Source organism: Vallitalea longa (assembly GCF_027923465.1).
In the GTDB taxonomy this organism is placed as follows: domain Bacteria; phylum Bacillota; class Clostridia; order Lachnospirales; family Vallitaleaceae; genus Vallitalea; species Vallitalea longa.
Genome location: NZ_BRLB01000001.1, coordinates 1,047,528 through 1,066,408, shown reverse-complemented (window position 1 = coordinate 1,066,408; position 18,881 = coordinate 1,047,528). Strand labels below are relative to the sequence as shown.

Here is an 18,881-nt window from a genome sequence, read left to right as displayed (position 1 = left end):
TTGGCTGGATGTACTATAATATTGAAGCGTGAGTTTGTAAATTAAAATCCATTAGCCCCGGGTTTTGATAATACATGAGAAATCGAACTGAATAAGGAGGGAACTCAATGAAAACTTTTATGCCAAAAGCAGAAGCAGTTGAGAGAAAATGGTATATAGTAGATGCTGAAGGTCAAACTTTAGGACGTTTATCATCTGAGATAGCAAGAGTACTTATTGGAAAAAATAAACCTATCTATACACCACATGTTGATACTGGTGATAATGTTGTAGTTATCAATGCAGATAAAGTTGTATTAACAGGAAAAAAATTAGACCAAAAATTATACAGATATCACACTGGACATCCAGGTGGTTTAAAAGAGATTAAATATAAAGACATGATGAAAAATAAACCTGAAGAAGTAGTTATGCATGCAGTTAAAGGTATGCTTCCAAAGAATAAACTTGGAAGAAAAATGCTTAAGAAATTACGTGTATATAGAGGTTCAGAACATAAGCATGAAGCTCAAAAACCAGAAGTATTAGAAATCAAAAACTAAATGATTCGTACTGAAAGGAGGATATAGAAGTGGCAGAATTAAAATATTATGGCACAGGTCGTAGAAAGCATAGTGTTGCAAGAGTATATTTAGTACCTGGAACAGGAAAAATTACAATCAATAAAAGAGATATAGATGAATACTGTGGACTTGAAACATTAAAAGTTACAGTACGTCAACCATTAGAATTAACTCATACAGTAGATAAATTCGATGTTATCGTTAATGTACATGGTGGTGGATTCACAGGACAAGCAGGTGCTATTCGTCATGGAATTTCAAGAGCTTTATTAAAAGCTGATGATGAGTTCCGTCCAGCACTTAAAAAAGCAGGTTTCTTAACAAGAGACCCAAGAATGAAAGAAAGAAAGAAATATGGATTAAAGGCTGCAAGACGTGCACCTCAATTCTCAAAAAGATAATATTTCAGAAATTATTATCCCTCAGACAGCGATGTTTGGGGGATTTATTTGTTTTTAAATCTGTATGAAATCGTACAAAATTATATTTAAAAGTGACACACAAGTGACAAAAAAATAATAAGAAATTAAAGCTTTAGGACATGTATAGGACCTGTTTTCTTTATATGAAGAGAGGTTCTTTTTTATTGATTATATTTAAATTGTCTGATAAAATACGATTAAAGGATAATAAAGTTAAGTATGAATTAATGGAGGTAAAAATGTCGAGAGGAATTATTATTTTTGGCTCAGCGGGTTCTGGAAAAACAACATTAGGAAAAATGGTAGCTGAAAGACTTAGTTTTTCATATTATGATTTGGATGACTATATATGGAGAAAAGATACAGTTAAACCATTTACGGTTATGTATACGAGAGAAGAAAAGATTAATCGATTAATGTCAGATATATCCCAAAGTGAATTTTTTGTTATGGCAGGTTCGATGGATAGTTTTAACGCACCTTTTGTTCCGTTATTTGATTTAGCTGTACATATTACTGTACCAGTTGAGGTAAGATTAACTCGTATAAATAAAAGGGAATATGATAGATTTGGGAAACGTATTTTAGAAGGTGGAGATTTGTATGAGAATCATCAGAAATTCCTTGCTAGTGCAGCTAGATATGATACCGATGGTTCACCTTCTATGAGAACACATGAACAATGGGCTAATTCATTGCCTTGTAAAGTGATTCGCATTAACGGAGAAGATAGTCTATCAAATAGTATGGAATTGATTATTAATGTATATAGAGATATTAAGGATGGTTAAAATTTTATTTTGTTAATGTGTATATTATTAAATACGATACTAGGGTGGTACCTTGGATTTTGATTGAGTTAACTCTTTCATATAAAAATATAGTAATTATATATATATAGTCATTGGAGGTTAAAAAGTGATAAAAATGAAGTGTATGTTAATGAGTCTTATTTTATGTTTAGGAATTACAGGATGCAGTTGTCCGATTGAATTCAGTGGTATAACTTCAGAGAATGTGTTTATTTCTTTTGACAATTTTTATCAAGGCTCAATATTTCTTGAAGAGAATGATTCATCTTTTTGGATGAAATCATATCGCTTTATAGATAATGATACTAAGTGGAAAGCATTTAAAGAAGATTACTTGTATGAATTGGATGATTTTTCTTCAGTAGATTTTGAAACTGAATCTTTGTACATAGTTGTGAATAGAGGTTCAAATGGATTTGTTAGAAGTTTTGATATCAAGGAACTAACTTATAACGAAGATACTTTTACTGTAATCATTTCACAAGAAGATTCAATTACTATTGATGATGAGCAAGAGAAAGTGGCAAATTGGATTAATATTGTAAAAGTTGATAAAGATGGTTTTCCTGATATGGAGCTAGATTGGCTTATGATTCCAGAACATAAAGATTAACTTATAATTAATATAAAGATATATACATTTAATCCAAAATAATACATGAATATTAGTTCGCAAATTTATTATTAATATAATATTAGTTTTCTAACCAAGTATCAATTATTTATACTTGGTATTTTTTATTAAATAAGAAAGTTCTACTTTCTATTTTCCTTGAAATCTTATATGAGGCGTAGCCTCTTTTGTTCTATTAACATATCTATTAAAATAAATTCTTTCAAAGAGTGTTTTCATTTAACTTCCTACGTTTTAAGAATACTAAAAAGCATACTAGGATATACTATAAATGCTATTATTTCACATATCGATAATTATATATATTAAATTAATTATAATAATTAATTAATATGACGCTACTAGAATAGTTGGGACAAAATATATATAATACTATAATTATGGTATGTGTAAATGTAAATATTCAGTAGGTATTAATAAGTATATATATTACTTTGAAAGGAATGAATAGAAAATGAAAAAAGTATTATTTTTATGTATGGTACTAGTTTTAATTTTTAGTATCGTAGGATGCAAAAAAGACGATTCCAAGAATAACGAAGTAGAAATAACATTTACAGCATCTGAAGCTGACCAGGCAGCAGTATATGAAAAAATATTTAACGGATTTATAGATGAATATAATTCAGAAAATGAAACAGACATAAAATTAAAAATAGTTTCAGGTCAAGGAAAAGACATAACCAATACTAGAATGAGCTCAAATGATAAACCAGATATATTTATGCTTGATTCACCAGCAGACGTAGCTCAATATGTTAGAGATGATCTGCTATACGATTTAACGAGTGCTGCAGAAAAAAATAAATGGTCAGAAAAATTATTTGATTGGGCTTATGATTTATCTGTAACAGATGGTAAAGTATATACATTACCTTATGGTTATGAAGGTATGGTAATCTGGTACAACAAAAATATAATGAAAGAACTTGAATTGAATGCTGAGGATATTGATACACTCAGTGAATTTGAGAATGCACTAAAATTAGCATCAGAAAAAGGTTATACACCTATAATGTTAGGTTCTCAAGATTGGCCCTGGGCCCAAGAATGGTATTTATCAATATTATTCAGTTATACAGGTAAAGAATTAGTTAAAAATACTATTGAAGGAAAAGACAATGCCAGTTGGGAAAACGAAGAATTCAAAAAAACTGTAGAATTATATAAATCATGGCATGACCGTGGCTATTTAGCAGATAAAAGATCATACGTCCTAACTTCTGATGATGCCATTAATGCATTTACAACAGATAAAGCTTTATTTAAGGTTGAAGGTACATGGGCAACATATTGGGTAGGACCACTTGAAGGAGAAGACAGAGAAAAAGTTGGAGTTATGCTACATCCAGCTATAAATGATACTGAAAAACCTCATATGCCTCTAGCTGTAGGAGGAATGTGGTGTGTTTCTAAAGATACAGAGCATCCAGAAGTAGTTGAATATATCATAAATCAATTGCTAAGAGAAGATATACAGAGTGATTTCATTGGAGCAGGGTTAGACGTAGCCCCTATGTCAATTGATGACAGTGAATTTGAAGATCTAGAAGGTGTAGTTAAAGAAATGTGGCAAATGGTCAACGGAGCATTAGAGCAAGGTAATTATGGTTATGCTACATGGGCATTTTATCCACCAGAAACAAGGGTATATTTATATGAAGGTATTGTTAACGTATTAGAAGGTAATATTACAATTGATGATTATTTAGCTGAAATGCAGAAGTTGACAGAAAAAGAAAGACAAGAAGGATTTGTACCAATATTACCATAATATAGTAGCTTTTCAGAATGATAATACATCAGTTACAACAGTATTTGATTTCTGAAAAGCCTTATTAATACCTGCATAAAGCATTTTGATTAAAAATTGGGTAGAGATATAAAAACTAATCATTTAATCTCATAATTAATTTTTAATAAGAAAGAAAGGAAAGCTATGGCAAAAAGTAATATAAATCATGGAAAATTAAATTATAAGAAAAGATCTAATTTAATAGCCTATTGCGTCGTCATACCTGTTTTGATATATCATTTCACTCTAATAATTTTACCTTCACTTAATACATTATATTCAGCACTTACTAAATGGAATGGTATTGGTAAAAAAGAATTTATTGGATTAAGCAATTTCAAAGAACTATTCAATGATCCTAATTTTATGAATGCATTAACTAACAATCTCAAATGGATGGCCATATTTTTGACACTTCCAATAATTTTGGGCTTTCTAGTTGGTTATTTACTTACTAGAGTCAAAAGAGGAAGAATTGTCTACAGAGCCATGTATTTTTTACCTTATGTTATATCTGCTGCTATAGCTGGTAAAATATTTGCTGCATTCTATAATCCGTATTTCGGTATAAACGTAATATTTAAAAATCTAAATTTGGATTTTTTAGTTAGAGACTGGTTGGCACCTAATAATGCTTTAGTTTCAGTTGCGCTAGTAGATAATTGGCATTGGTGGGGATTCGTTTTAGTTATATTCATGAGCGCTCTACAGCAAATAGATCCAGCACTATATGAAGTGGCTGAAGTAGAGGGAGCGACTACTCTAGAAAAAATGAGATATGTTACTATACCATCAATAAAAAATACAATTATCTTTATTATTGTCACAACAATGGTGTGGTCAATGGGTACATTTGAATATGTATGGGTCATGACTAAAGGTGGACCAGGTTCTGAACTATTATCCACAATGTTATATAAAAATTCTTTGTTTAAATACAGGGCAGGGTATGCTAGTGCCATTGCTGTAGTTCAGGTATCTGTATCATTTATCATATTCGGTTTATTCGCATTAATAAGAAGAAAGAGTGAAGATTAGGAATGAATATAGGGAAAAAATATAAAAAAAATATTATATATGTTGTATTGACTTTATTTGCAATCATTCAAATTGCACCACTTATTATTGTGCTGCTTAATTCATTTAGGACTAATACTCAAATAAAGAAATTTCCAGTTGGGATACCAACTCAACTTAATCTAGACAATTTTTTAAAAGCTTGGAAAATTGGAGGATATGCAAGAGCTTTTTTAAATAGTATAATCATTAGTGGAATAACAACATTAATAGTGGTAGTCATATCTATTTTAGTAGGATATTTTCTAGCTAAATCAACAATGAGATTGAAAAATACATTTCTAGTATATTTTGGTGTTTCACTATCAATACCTGTATTTGCATATTTAGTTCCTTTATATTATTCTTTTTCTAAATTGGATTTAGTGAATACGCACTTAGGAATAATATTGATATTTATAGCAATCAATTTACCATTTAATATACTGTTAGCTAGAACTTTCGTTCTAGGGTTACCTAATGCATTGAGTGAAGCGGCTGTTATAGATGGTTGTAATGTCTTTGATATTATTTGGAAAATAATCTTTCCATTGGCAAGACCAGTAGTGACAACAATAATATTGATAGTTTTTGTTGCGACTTGGAATGAGTTCACAATGGCCAATACATTTTTACAAGATGCTTTAATAAAAACTGCTGCTACAAAATATATAATATTTGTAGGTGATAGAGGATCTGATTTATCTATGGTTTATACAGCAGGAATTATTACCATGTTACCTATAGTTGTTATATTTATAGCTTTGCAGAATTATTTCATAGAGGGATTGACTTCAGGTAGTATTAAATAAAGGAGATAATATTATATGGTTGAAAATTATATAGAAAAGACTTATGCAGGATGGTTGGGTAAGATTATTGGAATCAGATTAGGCTCACCAATAGAAGGATGGACTTATGAATTGATTAAAAAAACATATGGTGAGATTTCAGATTATCTTGTGGATTATAAAGATTATGCAGCCGATGATGATAGTAATGGACCACTTTTTTTTATCAGAGCTATTATAGATTATCCTTATGGAATTGATGAAATTACTGAGAAGGAAATGGGATATACTTGGCTTAACTATGCACCTGAAAATCACGGCTTCTTCTGGTGGGGTGGTTATGGTATATCAACTGAACATACTGCATATTTAAATCTGAAACATGGTATAGATGCACCTCGTTCTGGTTCCATAGAGCAGAATGGATTAATCTGTGCAGAACAAATTGGTGGGCAGATCTTCGTGGATTCTTGGGGATTCGTTGCTCCTGGTAATCCTCAACTGGCTGCTGATTATGCTAGAAAGATGGCGAGAGTCTCTCATGCTGGAGAAGGTGTTTATGGAGCTATGTTCGTAGCAGCATGTGTAAGTGCTGCATATACTGAAGATACTGTCATTGATATCATCAATCAAGGGCTTCATGTTATTCCAACGACTTCTATATATTCAATAGTAGTTAAAGCAGTTATGAATTTTTACAATAATGTTGATAGTAACAATTGGAGGGACTGTTATAAATATATACATGATAATTTTGGTTATGATAAGTACCAAGGTGTATGTCATATAATTCCTAATATTGCAGTCATGATATTGTCAATGTTATATGGTGAGGGAGATTTCAGCAAAACTTTATGCATATGTAATATGTGTGGTTGGGATACGGATTGCAATGCAGGTAATGTAGGTTCTATATTAGGTGTTTTAGTAGGTATTGATAATATAGACGATAAATGGATTAAACCCATTAATGACTTATTGATCTCATCTAGTATTATTGGTAGCTTGAATATATCTACTGTTTCTAAAAGTGTAGAGACATTTTGTGAATTAGGATATATGATTGCTGGAATTGAACCCGAGGAATTATGGAAAGAACGTTTTAGGAAAGATCATTATCTATTGCGTTTTGATTTACCAAAATCTACACAAGCTATGCGAGCCAAAGCTAATGAATCAAAGGTAGAAGTAAATGTTCAGAATTCAAACGATAAAAGCGATATAGGAAAACGATCATTAAAAATTCTCGCTAATAGGCTAGCTAATGACTCAGAAGTACGGATATATTACAAAACTTATTATAAACCATCTGATTTACACGATTCAAGATATGACCCAGCATTTACACCTATATTATATCCAAATCAAACAGTAAAGACTTGTCTATATAATGATAGTGGATTCAATATACATGCTTTGATTTATGTTTATGATAGTAATAATGATGAAATTTATAAATCAGATAGTGTTAAAATCGGTTCTGAGTGGCACGAGATAGAGTATCAGGTTCCTATCATAGATGGAGGGCTTATAAAAGAAGCAGGTATTATTCTTTATAAAGATGCTGATACAAAGATAAACGATAAAATCATGTGTGTATATATGGATTATTTGGAGTTTTCCCAAGCACCACAATATAACATTGATTTTTCTAAAGAATGTATTGAAAATTATGGATTTGGGCACTCGACCCTTCACAAAGAGATAAGTCAATTCACATATTCTAATGGATTATGGGAACTAGATAAAAATTACCTAAGTGGTAGTTGTTGTGATGAAGGTCAAATCTATACGGGCTATTATTATCTAAGAGACTATGAATATGAATGTACGTTAAATCCACAAATAGGATATTATCATCTGATTAATTTTAGAGTTCAGGGAGCAGCCAGAAGTTATGCATTTGGTTTTTATGGAGATAATCAAATTGCTCTATTGAAGAAACATAAGAATTATGAAATCCTAGAAAAACAAAATTTTAATTATGTAAACAAAAGGGATTATACTATAAAAGTACAAATAAAAGGATCGACTTTTAAAATATATATAGATAATGAAGAAGTAATATTTTATGATGATAAAGAATGTAGTTATGATTATGGACAATTTGGATTAACTGTATTAAATGGAAGCCATTGTCATTATAAAGATATCAAAATAAATAAGAATTGATTATTAATATAATTAATGAGAAATCTAGCTATTTTATGATACGCAACGGGTTATATTGTATTGTAAGATAGCTTTATATTTTCTCATTATTTGTCACAAAAAAATTATTATATAGCAATATTGACTTTTTAAACATGTAATGGTATTATAAGTATAACAAGTTATACTTGTAATACTTATAATACCTAAATATTAATAAGGAGATTAGAAATGGGAACAGAGAATAAGTCACCAAATGATGGAAAATACATGAGTTCTGTAAAAGTAGGAACAAAAGGTCAGATAGTTATACCTAAAGAAGCGAGGGATATGTTTAATATAAAACCTGGAGATACATTACTTCTTTTAGCTGATGTAGACAGAGGAATTGCCATAAACAGATTAGATTTCTTTGATAAAATGGCTGATGGAATTTTCAGCGGAAAAGTAAAACCAGCTGAGGGAGAAGATAAAAGTCAACTTGATAGATTCGCTAAAGAAGTAAAAGATGTCCAAAAACAAAAGGGGGAAGAGAATTGATTGCTGTAAAAACAATAGATTTAGTCAAAAAGTATAAAAATAAAATAGCTGTCAATAAGCTTAATTTATCTATTGATCAAGGAGAGTTATTTGCTCTTCTTGGTGTGAATGGAGCAGGAAAGACAACAACAATAAAAATGTTATCTTGTTTAAGTAGCCCTACTAGTGGAGATGCAATATTATTAGGAGATAGTATTGTAAAAGATCCTTTCAAGGTAAAAGAAAAAATTAATGTATCTCCACAAGAAACAGCTGTTGCACCTAATTTAACTGTCAGGGAAAATTTACAGACAATAGCAGAGTTATATGGTAATAAGAAACAAGATGCTATCAAAAAAACCGAAGAGATGATTATTAGATTTGGTTTAGGGGAAATAGAAAAAAGCAGAGCAAAAACTTTATCAGGTGGATGGCAGAGAAGATTAAGTATCGCTATGGCTCTTATAACTGAGCCTGAAATACTATTTCTTGACGAGCCCACTCTTGGACTTGATGTTTTAGCCAGACGAGAGCTATGGAACATGGTAAAGAAATTGAAAGGGAATATAACTATAATACTGACTACTCACTACTTAGAAGAAGCAGAAGCTCTTTCAGATAGAATAGCAATCATGTCAGAAGGGGAATTGAAAGCAGTGGGAACATCACAGGAATTAATGAAACAAACTGATAAAGATAAATTTGAAGATGCTTTTATTGCATTAAGTATGATGGAGGGTGTTATATAATGAAGACATTAGCATTTACATCAAGGAATTGTAAAGAAATTTTTAGAGAACCATCTAATCTATTATTCGGAATAGGATTTCCGGTCATAATACTATTATTGCTTTCAGCTATTCAAGCGAATATCCCTGAAAGTGTATTTGAGATACAGAATCTTACACCAGGGATGACTGTTTTTGGATTATCATTTATTTCATTGTTCTCGGGAATGTTGATATCAAAAGACAGGATGACATCTTTTTTGACAAGGTTATTTTCATCTCCCCTTACAGCAACTAATTTCATACTTGGATATATGTTACCATTCATACCAATGGCAATAATGCAGAGTATCGTATGTTTCATTACAGCTTATTTTCTTGGATTAACAATAACTGTTAATGTATTGGTAGTATTTCTTGTACTTATACCTACAGCTATTCTATTTATAGGAATTGGACTTTTAGCAGGAAGTTTGCTTACAGATAAACAAGTAGGGGGAGTGTGTGGTGCATTGTTAACCAACGTTGCCGCATGGCTTTCAGGAACATGGTTCAATCTCAATCTGGTTGGTGGAACATTTAAAAGTATTGCGTACGCATTACCTTTTGTTCATGCAGTAGATGCAGGTAAAGCAGCACTGGCAGGTAATTATTCAGAAATTTATCCTCATCTATGGTGGGTAATAGGATATGCTATTGTAGTACTTATTCTTGCTGTTATATTTTTTAATAGGAAGATGAGCAGTGATGTCAATTGAAAAATTGAAATATAGGTTAATAAGATAGGTGATTATAATAAACCACTTATAAGAGAAAATCCAAACATAAAAGTTTGGGTTTTTTTGCTACAAAAAAATACGATAGAACTAAGGGGAACTATCGCAAAATACTGTTTATAAACTACTAAAGGATTATATTATTATATAATATATTCTATTATTTGTCAAATTTTGTTGCAGATAATATAATTATGACAATTTATGCAAAAAAAAGAATAATAATTAATAAATATTATAATGAAATGGTAATATATACATATAGTGATTTTAATTCATATTAATAGTACTTAGGGCTTAAGATTTATCTATATTACTAAGACAACTCTTTATTAATTTAACTAATTTGTCAAAAAAATAAATAATTTATAGTAAATATTACTATAACTACATAAAAATTAATATATTCATTAGGTATTAGTTAATTAATATTTCAATAGAAATTATACAATATGTTACAAAAAAAGATGAAATATACTTTAAAATAACAATATAATTGCATTATATACTTTTAGATAGTATAATATTATTATACGAAAATATGTAATATATGGAAATTTTACAAATGACAAACTAGATGGGATGGGTGATTTTAGTGAAACGTAAGAGAACCAAAAATAAAATTAAATTCTCTAAAAAAGCTAAACGATCAAAGTTAGATAAAAGTAAATCTATTAATGCAAAAATTAAAGATAAAAAGATTAAGCGGAAAGAAAATGTGAAAAGCATAAAAAATGGAAACAAGTCTATAACTGAAAGATTTCCATTGAAACTAAAATTGACAATTTCACATACGCTTGCAGCAGTATTACCATTATTAATAGTTTCATTAGTTCTAGTAAACATAGTAAAAGCAACAATGACTGATCAAGTAAAAGATAGTAATGAAAAACTAGTAACTAGCATCAATGAGAACATAAACATGAAGATAAACGAAATGGAAAACAACTCCATGGTGATTATGAGTGATGATTCTCTGGTGAAGACTTTATCAAGAAGTAAAGATGATTATGAAAATCTATTCGATATGTTAAAAGAAAGAGATTCATTAATAAATGAAAAGTTGTTCTCCATACAATATTCTAATACTAACATCAAGAATATAATTATAGTAAAAAAAGATGAGACTATAGAATGTAGATCGACTAATGGTACAATATCAGATGGATTTTTCGAGAGCGAGATATATGATAAAGTTTCTAAAGCTAAAGGTAGAGCTGTTTGGTTTAGTAATGTCTATGATAATCCAAATAGTGTATATCTGATGAGAAAATTAACTAGAATATCTACAGCCCATGAAATAGGAGTATTGATAATTGAAGTAAAGAAATCATATTTAACAGAAGTTTTTGAAGATGTTGAAGACCAATCAGATGAATTTGTAATAGATGAAAATGGCGTAATAATATATAATGCAGATGAACAAAAGATTGGGGAGCCTTTCGAAGAGTTCCAAGATATTAGTGATGATATATCTGAGAATAGTGAAGTTGTTATGGGCAACCTAGATCTTAATAATAAAATGACATCTTATATTCAGTGCGACAACAATTGGTTCTTCATAGAACAGATACCTAATAAAGTATTTTTGGGTACAGTTAATAGCACAAAAAGAATAATATTCATCTTATGTGTGGTAATCAGTTTGGTAGCGATAATATTATCAAGTATAATATCATTCAATATCAGTTATCCAATAAAATATATAAGAAATAAAATGAAGCTAGTAGAAGATGGAGATTTGACAGCAGTATCTCATATAAAAGGTAAATATGAAATGGGACAGTTATCCCACAGTTATAATATGATGTTAGAAAGTACTAAAAAACTAATCAACAATAATAGAGATTTAACTAAAGTAGTATCAAATAACTCTAATCAGGTATCAGAGATAGCAAGACATTCTGCAGCTGGTTCAAGAGAAGTTACTGTAGCAGTAGAATCAGTATCACAGGGTGCTATGGAACAAGCAAAAGATGCTGAGAATGCAGCAAACATAGTTAAAAAGTTCATTGACAAATTTAATGAAACAGAAAGTTACTTTAATAATGTTGTAGATGCTACAGAAGAGACTAAAGAAATAAGTGTAGAAGCTACAGGTGTCATAAAAGAATTAAATGAAAGTACTGTAGATGCTACAGAATTATCCAATAACTTCAAAAAAGATATAATTAATCTAGTTGATAAATTCAAAGAAATATTAAAGATAATTGGACTTATTGATGGTATTAGTGAGCAATCTAATCTTCTTGCTCTTAATGCAGCGATTGAAGCTGCAAGAGCTGGTGAAGCAGGAAAAGGATTTGCGGTTGTAGCTGATGAAGTTAGAAAACTTGCTGTTCAATCAAAAGATGCGGCGAAAGATATTTCCTTAATAGTTAATAAAGTACATAAAGCGACTAATGAAACAGCTAAGATGATAGAAGAAGGAGGCAATATCTTTGTAAGACAGCAGGACGCTGTTGACAAAACAGACAAAGCTTTCAACATTATCGTAAAAAATATGGATCAGATAAAAGTTAAAGTAGACCAAGTATTTGATATGCTTTCTGGTTTTGATGTTATACAAGATGAGGCAATAACATCAATAACTAGTATAGCTTCAATAGCTCAAGAATCAGCAGCAGCTATTGAAGAAGTTCTGGCCACTGGCGAAGAACAGACATCATCAGCAGAACAGCTTGTGAAAATGTCTAGTGATCTAGCGGATGTCGTTGAAAAAATGAACAAAAGTATGGATGAATTCAAAATAGATTAATTATTGGAGCCTACGGGCTCCTTTTTATTTTATCAAATTATTGTTGATTTCTAGATTATATGATAAAATTAGTAAACAAGAGATATTAAATGATAAAATATTATTTACTTTTAATTATGTATTTTGATTAGTAAGGGCGTGATTTGAAATGGCTGTACAAGATAAAATTAATTTTACACATTTACATGTCCATACAGAGTATAGTCTATTAGATGGCTCTAGTAAAATAACAGAACTTGTTGCTAGAGCAAAAGAGTTAGGAATGGATAGCATAGCTATTACTGACCATGGAGTTATGTATGGAGTTATAGATTTTTATAGAGCCTGTAAAAAAGAAGGAATCAAACCTATAATAGGGTGTGAAGTTTATGTTGCTGCAAGAAAAAGAACTGATAAAGACTCACATCTGGATTCTTCTATCTATCATCTGGTTTTATTGGCAGAAAATCAAATAGGTTATAAGAACTTAATGAAATTAGTATCAAAGGCTTTCGTAGAAGGTTTTTATTATAAACCAAGAATAGATTTGGAATTACTTGAACAATATAGCGAGGGTATAATAGGGACAAGTGCTTGTCTTGGTGGACAAGTCCAGTCTACTATATTGAATGTATCATATGACAAGGGTAAAGAGATAGCACTTAAATACAATGATATATTTGGACAAGGTAACTTTTATCTTGAATTGCAGGATCATGGATATAAGGAGCAAAAACAAGTAAATCAAGAACTTATAAGATTAAGTAAAGAAACGGGTATACCTCTTATAGCCAGCAATGATGTTCATTATACATATAAAGAAGATAGCAAAGCCCATGATATATTATTATGTATCCAGACCAATAAAAAAGTTAATGACGAAGATAGAATGCGTTACAAAGGAGGACAATTCTACCTGAAATCTCCAGAAGAAATGTCGGAGCTTTTTCCTTATGCTAAGGAAGCTATTAACAATACATGTGAGATAGCAAAAAGATGTAATGTAGAATTTGAATTCGGTAATACTAAATTACCAAGATTTGATGTACCAGAAGGTTATGATGCTAAAACATATCTTAGAAAACTATGTCAAGAAGGATTGGAAGAGAGATATCCTGAAGCGTCAGATGAATTACAAGAAAGACTGGATTACGAGCTTTCAGTTATTGAACAAATGGGGTATGTGGATTATTTCCTTATAGTATGGGATTTCATAAAATATGCAAAAGATAATGATATAATGGTAGGACCAGGTAGAGGTTCAGCAGCAGGTAGTATAGTATCATATACACTTAAGATAACAGATATCGATCCTATCAAATATAACTTGATATTTGAAAGATTTTTGAACCCTGAGAGAGTTAGTATGCCTGATATAGATATAGATTTTTGCTACGAAAGAAGACAGGAAGTAATTGATTACGTAGTAGAAAAATACGGAGAAGATAAGGTTTCTCAGATTATTACTTTTGGAACTATGGCAGCTAGAGCGGTTATTAGAGATGTAGGTAGAGCACTAGACTTACCTTATGCACAAGCAGATAAAGTAGCTAAAATGATACCGGCAGAGCTAGGAATCAATATTGAGAAAGCATTAAAGATCAATAGTGAACTTAGAACTCTGTATGAAGAAGATGAAGAAACAAAATATCTGATAGATATGTCTAAGAGGTTGGAAGGATTACCTAGACATAGTTCTACTCATGCTGCAGGTGTAGTAATATGTCAAAAGCCTGTAATGGAATATGTACCACTTAATGCTAACGATGGTGCCATTACAACACAATTCACTATGACGACATTAGAAGAACTTGGACTATTGAAAATGGATTTCTTGGGGCTTAGGACTCTTACGGTAATTCAAAATGCATTCAAACAAATAAAATTCAATGGAATCAATGTTACTATAGATGATATTGATTATAATGACGAAGAAGTTTATCATCTTGTAGGTTCCGGAAAGACAGAAGGTATTTTTCAGCTTGAAAGTGCTGGTATGAAAAGTTTCATGAAGGAATTGAGACCTGAGAACCTAGAAGATATAATTGCTGGAATTTCTCTATATAGACCGGGACCAATGGATTTTATACCAAAATATGTAAGAGGTAAAAACAGTCCTGAAAAGATTGAATATACATGTCCAGAACTTGAACCGATTCTACAACCTACATATGGGTGTATAGTATATCAAGAACAGGTAATGCAGATTGTTAGGGATCTAGCAGGATATACTTTAGGTAGAAGTGATTTAGTTCGAAGGGCTATGTCTAAGAAAAAAGTAAAAGTCATGGAGAAAGAAAGACATAATTTTATATATGGTAATGAAGAAGAAAACGTAAAAGGGTGCATCAATAATGGAATCCCTGAAAAAGTAGCAAATACCATATATGATGAAATGATTGATTTTGCGAAATATGCGTTCAATAAATCTCATGCTGCATGTTATGCTGTTGTGGCATACCAAACAGCATGGTTGAAGAAATATTATCCAGTGGAGTTCATGGCTGCATTGTTGACATCAGTTATGCATAATTCTTCAAAAGTATCTGAGTATATTGGTACGTGTAGAAATATGGGAATAAATTTACTTCCTCCAGATATTAATGAAGGATATGGTGATTTCTCAGTATCAGAAGGTAAAATAAGATATGGTCTTGCTGCCATTAAAAGCGTTGGAAAATCAGCTATAAATTCTCTCGTTGCAGAGAGGAATAAGGATGGAAAATATAGCAGTATAACTAATTTCTGTGAAAGATTAGCTGGAAATGAACTCAATAAGAGAATGATTGAAAGTTTGATTAAAGCAGGAGCTTTTGATTCATTAAAGGGAACCAGAAAACAATATATGCATTCTTACAAAATAATATTGGATGGAATAGTTCAGACCAAGAAGAGGAGTATAGAAGGACAATTGAATTTGTTTGATTTTGCTTCTGATGAAGATACTACAAAAACTCAATTTGAAGAACATATGCCTGATGTGGGAGAATATCCAGAAGAAGCGCTTCTTGCTAATGAAAAAGAAGTACTGGGAATATATTTAAGCGGTCATCCACTAGAAAAACATCAAGATATGATAAACACTATATCCAATGTACGAAGCAGTGATTTCATTTATTCTGAAGATGAAGAAGTAATCAGTAGATTATATGACGGACAAGAAGTAGTTATTGGAGGAATGATAACATCTAAAACTGTAAAATCCACAAGGAATAATAAAATGATGGCATTTATAACTTTGGAAGATTTATATGGTATGGTTGAAGTCATAATATTTCCTAGAGATTATGAGAAGAATAAAAATATATTGAATGAAGATGCTAAGATATTTGTAAAAGGACGAGTGAGTATTGTTGAAGAGCAAGATTCAAAAATCATACTTCAGAAAATGATTCCATTCGATAATGTACGTAGTAATCTATATATTAAGATAAAAGATTACATGACATACCAAAAATTATATGATGAAATTATTAAGCTGATTGGGGAATATAAAGGTGAAAATAAAGTAATCATATATTTGGAGAAAGAAAAAAATATCAAGCATTTACCTAATAACCTGAATGTTAACATAAATAGAGAATTATTGTCAAAATTAAAATTGATTTTAGGACAAGAATGTGTTAAAGTAAAGAGAATATTATAATTGTTAATTAATTAACTTTCAAATAAATGTGACACGGAGGTAAGAAAATATGGCAAAAGAAATAAATACTATTGGAGTTCTTACTAGCGGTGGAGATGCTCCAGGAATGAATGCAGCAATCAGAGCTGTTGTTAGGACTGCGTTAGCAAAAGGGAAAAAAGTTGTTGGTATTAAAAGAGGATATAATGGATTAATTTCTGGAGATATCCATGAAATGGGTTCAAAAGATGTATCAGATATTATCCAAAGAGGAGGAACTATACTTCATACAGCACGTTGTTTGGAATTTATTGAACCTGAAGGACAAAAACGAGGAGCTGAAATGTGTAAAGTCTTCGGTATTGATGGATTGGTAGTTATTGGTGGAGACGGTTCTTTCAAAGGAGCTGAAAAACTAGCTGGACTTGGAATCAATACTATAGGTGTACCTGGTACTATTGATTTGGATATAGCATGTACAGATTATACTATCGGATTCGACACAGCAGTCAATACAGCAATGGAAGCAATAGATAAAATAAGAGATACATCCACTTCACATGAAAGATGTTCAGTCGTTGAAGTTATGGGTAGAGATGCAGGATATATAGCATTATGGACAGGTATCGCAAATGGTGCAGAAGCAGTGCTTTTACCTGAAAAACAAAATATAAAACAAGAGAAATTGATAAAAATGATTATAGAGAACAGACATAAAGGAAAGAGACACAACTTAATCATTAATGCAGAAGGATCTTCTGAAGATTCAGTAAAATTAGCTAAGAAAATAGAAGAAGTAACAGGAATATCCACAAGGGCTACTATATTAGGACATCTACAAAGAGGAGGAAGTCCTACTGCTGTAGATAGAATGCATGCATCCATGATGGGATCGATTGCAGTTGATTTACTAAGTGAAGGGAAAACCAATAGAGTAGTAGCATATAAGGAAGGCAGATATCTTGATTATGATATAAATGAAGCATTGAAAATGAAAAAATCCATTAGTGATAAAAGATATGAACTCAGTAAAATATTATCAATATAATTTATTTAATTCATAATAGCTTGTAAGAAAAGGCTGATTTCTGTAGTGGACAGAATTCAGCTATTTTTACCTTCTGGGAAAGTCCTGCTTTTATAGCAGATGAAATATGAGCATTTTCATGTGCGTTAAGGGGTTATTGCATAAATTTTCTTCTAGTAGTAGTGAGGTGAGGCAATATGGATTTAATTGAAAAAAGTATTAATTTAATTAAAGGTAGTCAACTAAAATCAGGTATTATCATAGGGAGTCATACTCATTGGGCATATAAATACTGCTTTTTAAAAGATAACAGTTTCAGTGTATATGCTTTGGATATAATGGGAGATTATAATGTAGGTGATAAGTATTATGATTGGTCAAGTAAGAAAATTATAGAATTGGAATACAAAATCGCAAATGCAATCAAAAGATATAAGAACAACGAAAAACTTCTGAACAGTGATTATCTTTACTCAATCTACAATGATAATGGAATAGAAGATGAACAAAGATCTAATTTCCAACTTGATGGTTATGGGGTATGGTTATGGGGAATTTGTCAACATATGAAAATGACAAATCAAAAGAAGGATGTTTATATTAAGAGCATTGAACTTGTCGCAAAATATTTGGAATGCTTCTGGAAATCACCATGTTTCGGATGTTGGGAAGAAAAAGACGACAGAATTCATACTTCCACATTGGCATGTATTTGTGGAGGATTACAAGAAGCACATGATATAATCCCCAAAAATGAATACAATAAAATAGCTATGGAGATAAAAACTTATATATTAAGAAATTGTGTTATAGAAGGAAGATTTTCCAAATATGCATTTTACGATGATATCGATTCAAGTTTATTATTTTTGGCATTACCATTTCATGTTATAGAATTAACAGATGATAGAATGATAAAAACAGTATCAGAAATCGAAAAAGCACTACTAAATGATAACGGATTACATAGATATGGTTCCGACTCATATTTTGGTGGTGGAAGATGGATAAATTTAACGTGTTGGTTAGCTTGGTATTACAAAAAAGTAGGAAATACCAGTAAACTAGATATTTTGATTAACTGGGTTGAAAATCGCAGTAATGGTAATGGAGAATTACCCGAACAAATAATAGATAAAGTACTGAACTATGACTATATAGAGAGATGGAAAGAAATCTATGGCGATATTGTTTGTCCATCAATATGGGCACATGCAATGTACATTATTGCAAAAAAAGCATAGA

General features: G+C 30.8%; 15 protein-coding genes. All 15 read left to right on the top strand.

Annotated elements, in window-relative coordinates:
• Positions 1-107: 107 nt before the first annotated feature.
• On the top strand, positions 108-542 hold the full coding sequence (gene rplM / locus QMG30_RS04560; protein WP_113672503.1) for a 50S ribosomal protein L13: 435 nt from the start codon (positions 108-110) through the stop codon (positions 540-542).
• Positions 543-571: 29 nt separating this feature from the next.
• Complete coding sequence (gene rpsI / locus QMG30_RS04555; RefSeq protein WP_281812659.1) at positions 572-964, top strand: 30S ribosomal protein S9; 393 nt, start codon at positions 572-574, stop codon at positions 962-964.
• A 260-nt stretch (positions 965-1,224) separates the two neighbouring features.
• On the top strand, positions 1,225-1,776 hold the full coding sequence (locus QMG30_RS04550; protein ID WP_281812657.1) for an AAA family ATPase: 552 nt from the start codon (positions 1,225-1,227) through the stop codon (positions 1,774-1,776).
• Between the two features lie 127 nt (positions 1,777-1,903).
• The gene (locus tag QMG30_RS04545; RefSeq protein WP_281812655.1) at positions 1,904-2,410 is read left to right on the top strand and encodes a hypothetical protein; all 507 of its coding nucleotides are present in this window, start codon (positions 1,904-1,906) and stop codon (positions 2,408-2,410) included.
• Between the two features lie 475 nt (positions 2,411-2,885).
• Entirely contained in the window at positions 2,886-4,205 is a 1,320-nt protein-coding gene (locus QMG30_RS04540; RefSeq protein ID WP_281812653.1) for an ABC transporter substrate-binding protein, read from the top strand.
• Positions 4,206-4,370: 165 nt separating this feature from the next.
• Positions 4,371-5,264 (top strand): carbohydrate ABC transporter permease, encoded by an 894-nt coding sequence (locus QMG30_RS04535; protein WP_281812650.1) that lies wholly within the window; start codon positions 4,371-4,373, stop codon positions 5,262-5,264.
• Positions 5,265-5,266: 2 nt separating this feature from the next.
• Positions 5,267-6,094 carry a carbohydrate ABC transporter permease gene (locus tag QMG30_RS04530; protein WP_281812648.1) on the top strand — a complete coding sequence of 276 codons (828 nt, stop codon included), beginning with the start codon at positions 5,267-5,269 and terminating at the stop codon, positions 6,092-6,094.
• A gap of 15 nt (positions 6,095-6,109) precedes the next feature.
• Positions 6,110-8,245, top strand: a complete 2,136-nt coding sequence (locus QMG30_RS04525; RefSeq protein ID WP_281812646.1) for an ADP-ribosylglycohydrolase family protein — start codon at positions 6,110-6,112, stop codon at positions 8,243-8,245.
• A 210-nt stretch (positions 8,246-8,455) separates the two neighbouring features.
• Positions 8,456-8,764 (top strand): AbrB/MazE/SpoVT family DNA-binding domain-containing protein, encoded by a 309-nt coding sequence (locus tag QMG30_RS04520; RefSeq protein WP_281812644.1) that lies wholly within the window; start codon positions 8,456-8,458, stop codon positions 8,762-8,764.
• Positions 8,761-9,492, top strand: a complete 732-nt coding sequence (locus QMG30_RS04515; RefSeq protein WP_281812642.1) for an ABC transporter ATP-binding protein — start codon at positions 8,761-8,763, stop codon at positions 9,490-9,492. The genes QMG30_RS04520 and QMG30_RS04515 overlap by 4 nt, the downstream gene beginning before the upstream one ends.
• On the top strand, positions 9,492-10,229 hold the full coding sequence (locus tag QMG30_RS04510) for an ABC transporter permease (protein ID WP_281812640.1): 738 nt from the start codon (positions 9,492-9,494) through the stop codon (positions 10,227-10,229). Before QMG30_RS04515 ends, QMG30_RS04510 begins: the two co-directional genes overlap by 1 nt.
• A 613-nt stretch (positions 10,230-10,842) precedes the next feature.
• Entirely contained in the window at positions 10,843-13,005 is a 2,163-nt protein-coding gene (locus QMG30_RS04505; RefSeq protein WP_281812638.1) for a methyl-accepting chemotaxis protein, read from the top strand.
• Between the two features lie 166 nt (positions 13,006-13,171).
• Complete coding sequence (locus QMG30_RS04500; RefSeq protein ID WP_281813407.1) at positions 13,172-16,630, top strand: DNA polymerase III subunit alpha; 3,459 nt, start codon at positions 13,172-13,174, stop codon at positions 16,628-16,630.
• A 49-nt stretch (positions 16,631-16,679) separates the two neighbouring features.
• On the top strand, positions 16,680-17,657 hold the full coding sequence (pfkA, locus tag QMG30_RS04495) for a 6-phosphofructokinase (RefSeq protein ID WP_281812636.1): 978 nt from the start codon (positions 16,680-16,682) through the stop codon (positions 17,655-17,657).
• Positions 17,658-17,833: 176 nt separating this feature from the next.
• Positions 17,834-18,880, top strand: a complete 1,047-nt coding sequence (locus QMG30_RS04490; RefSeq protein ID WP_281812634.1) for a glycoside hydrolase family 15 protein — start codon at positions 17,834-17,836, stop codon at positions 18,878-18,880.
• The last annotated feature ends 1 nt before the right edge of the window (position 18,881 follow it).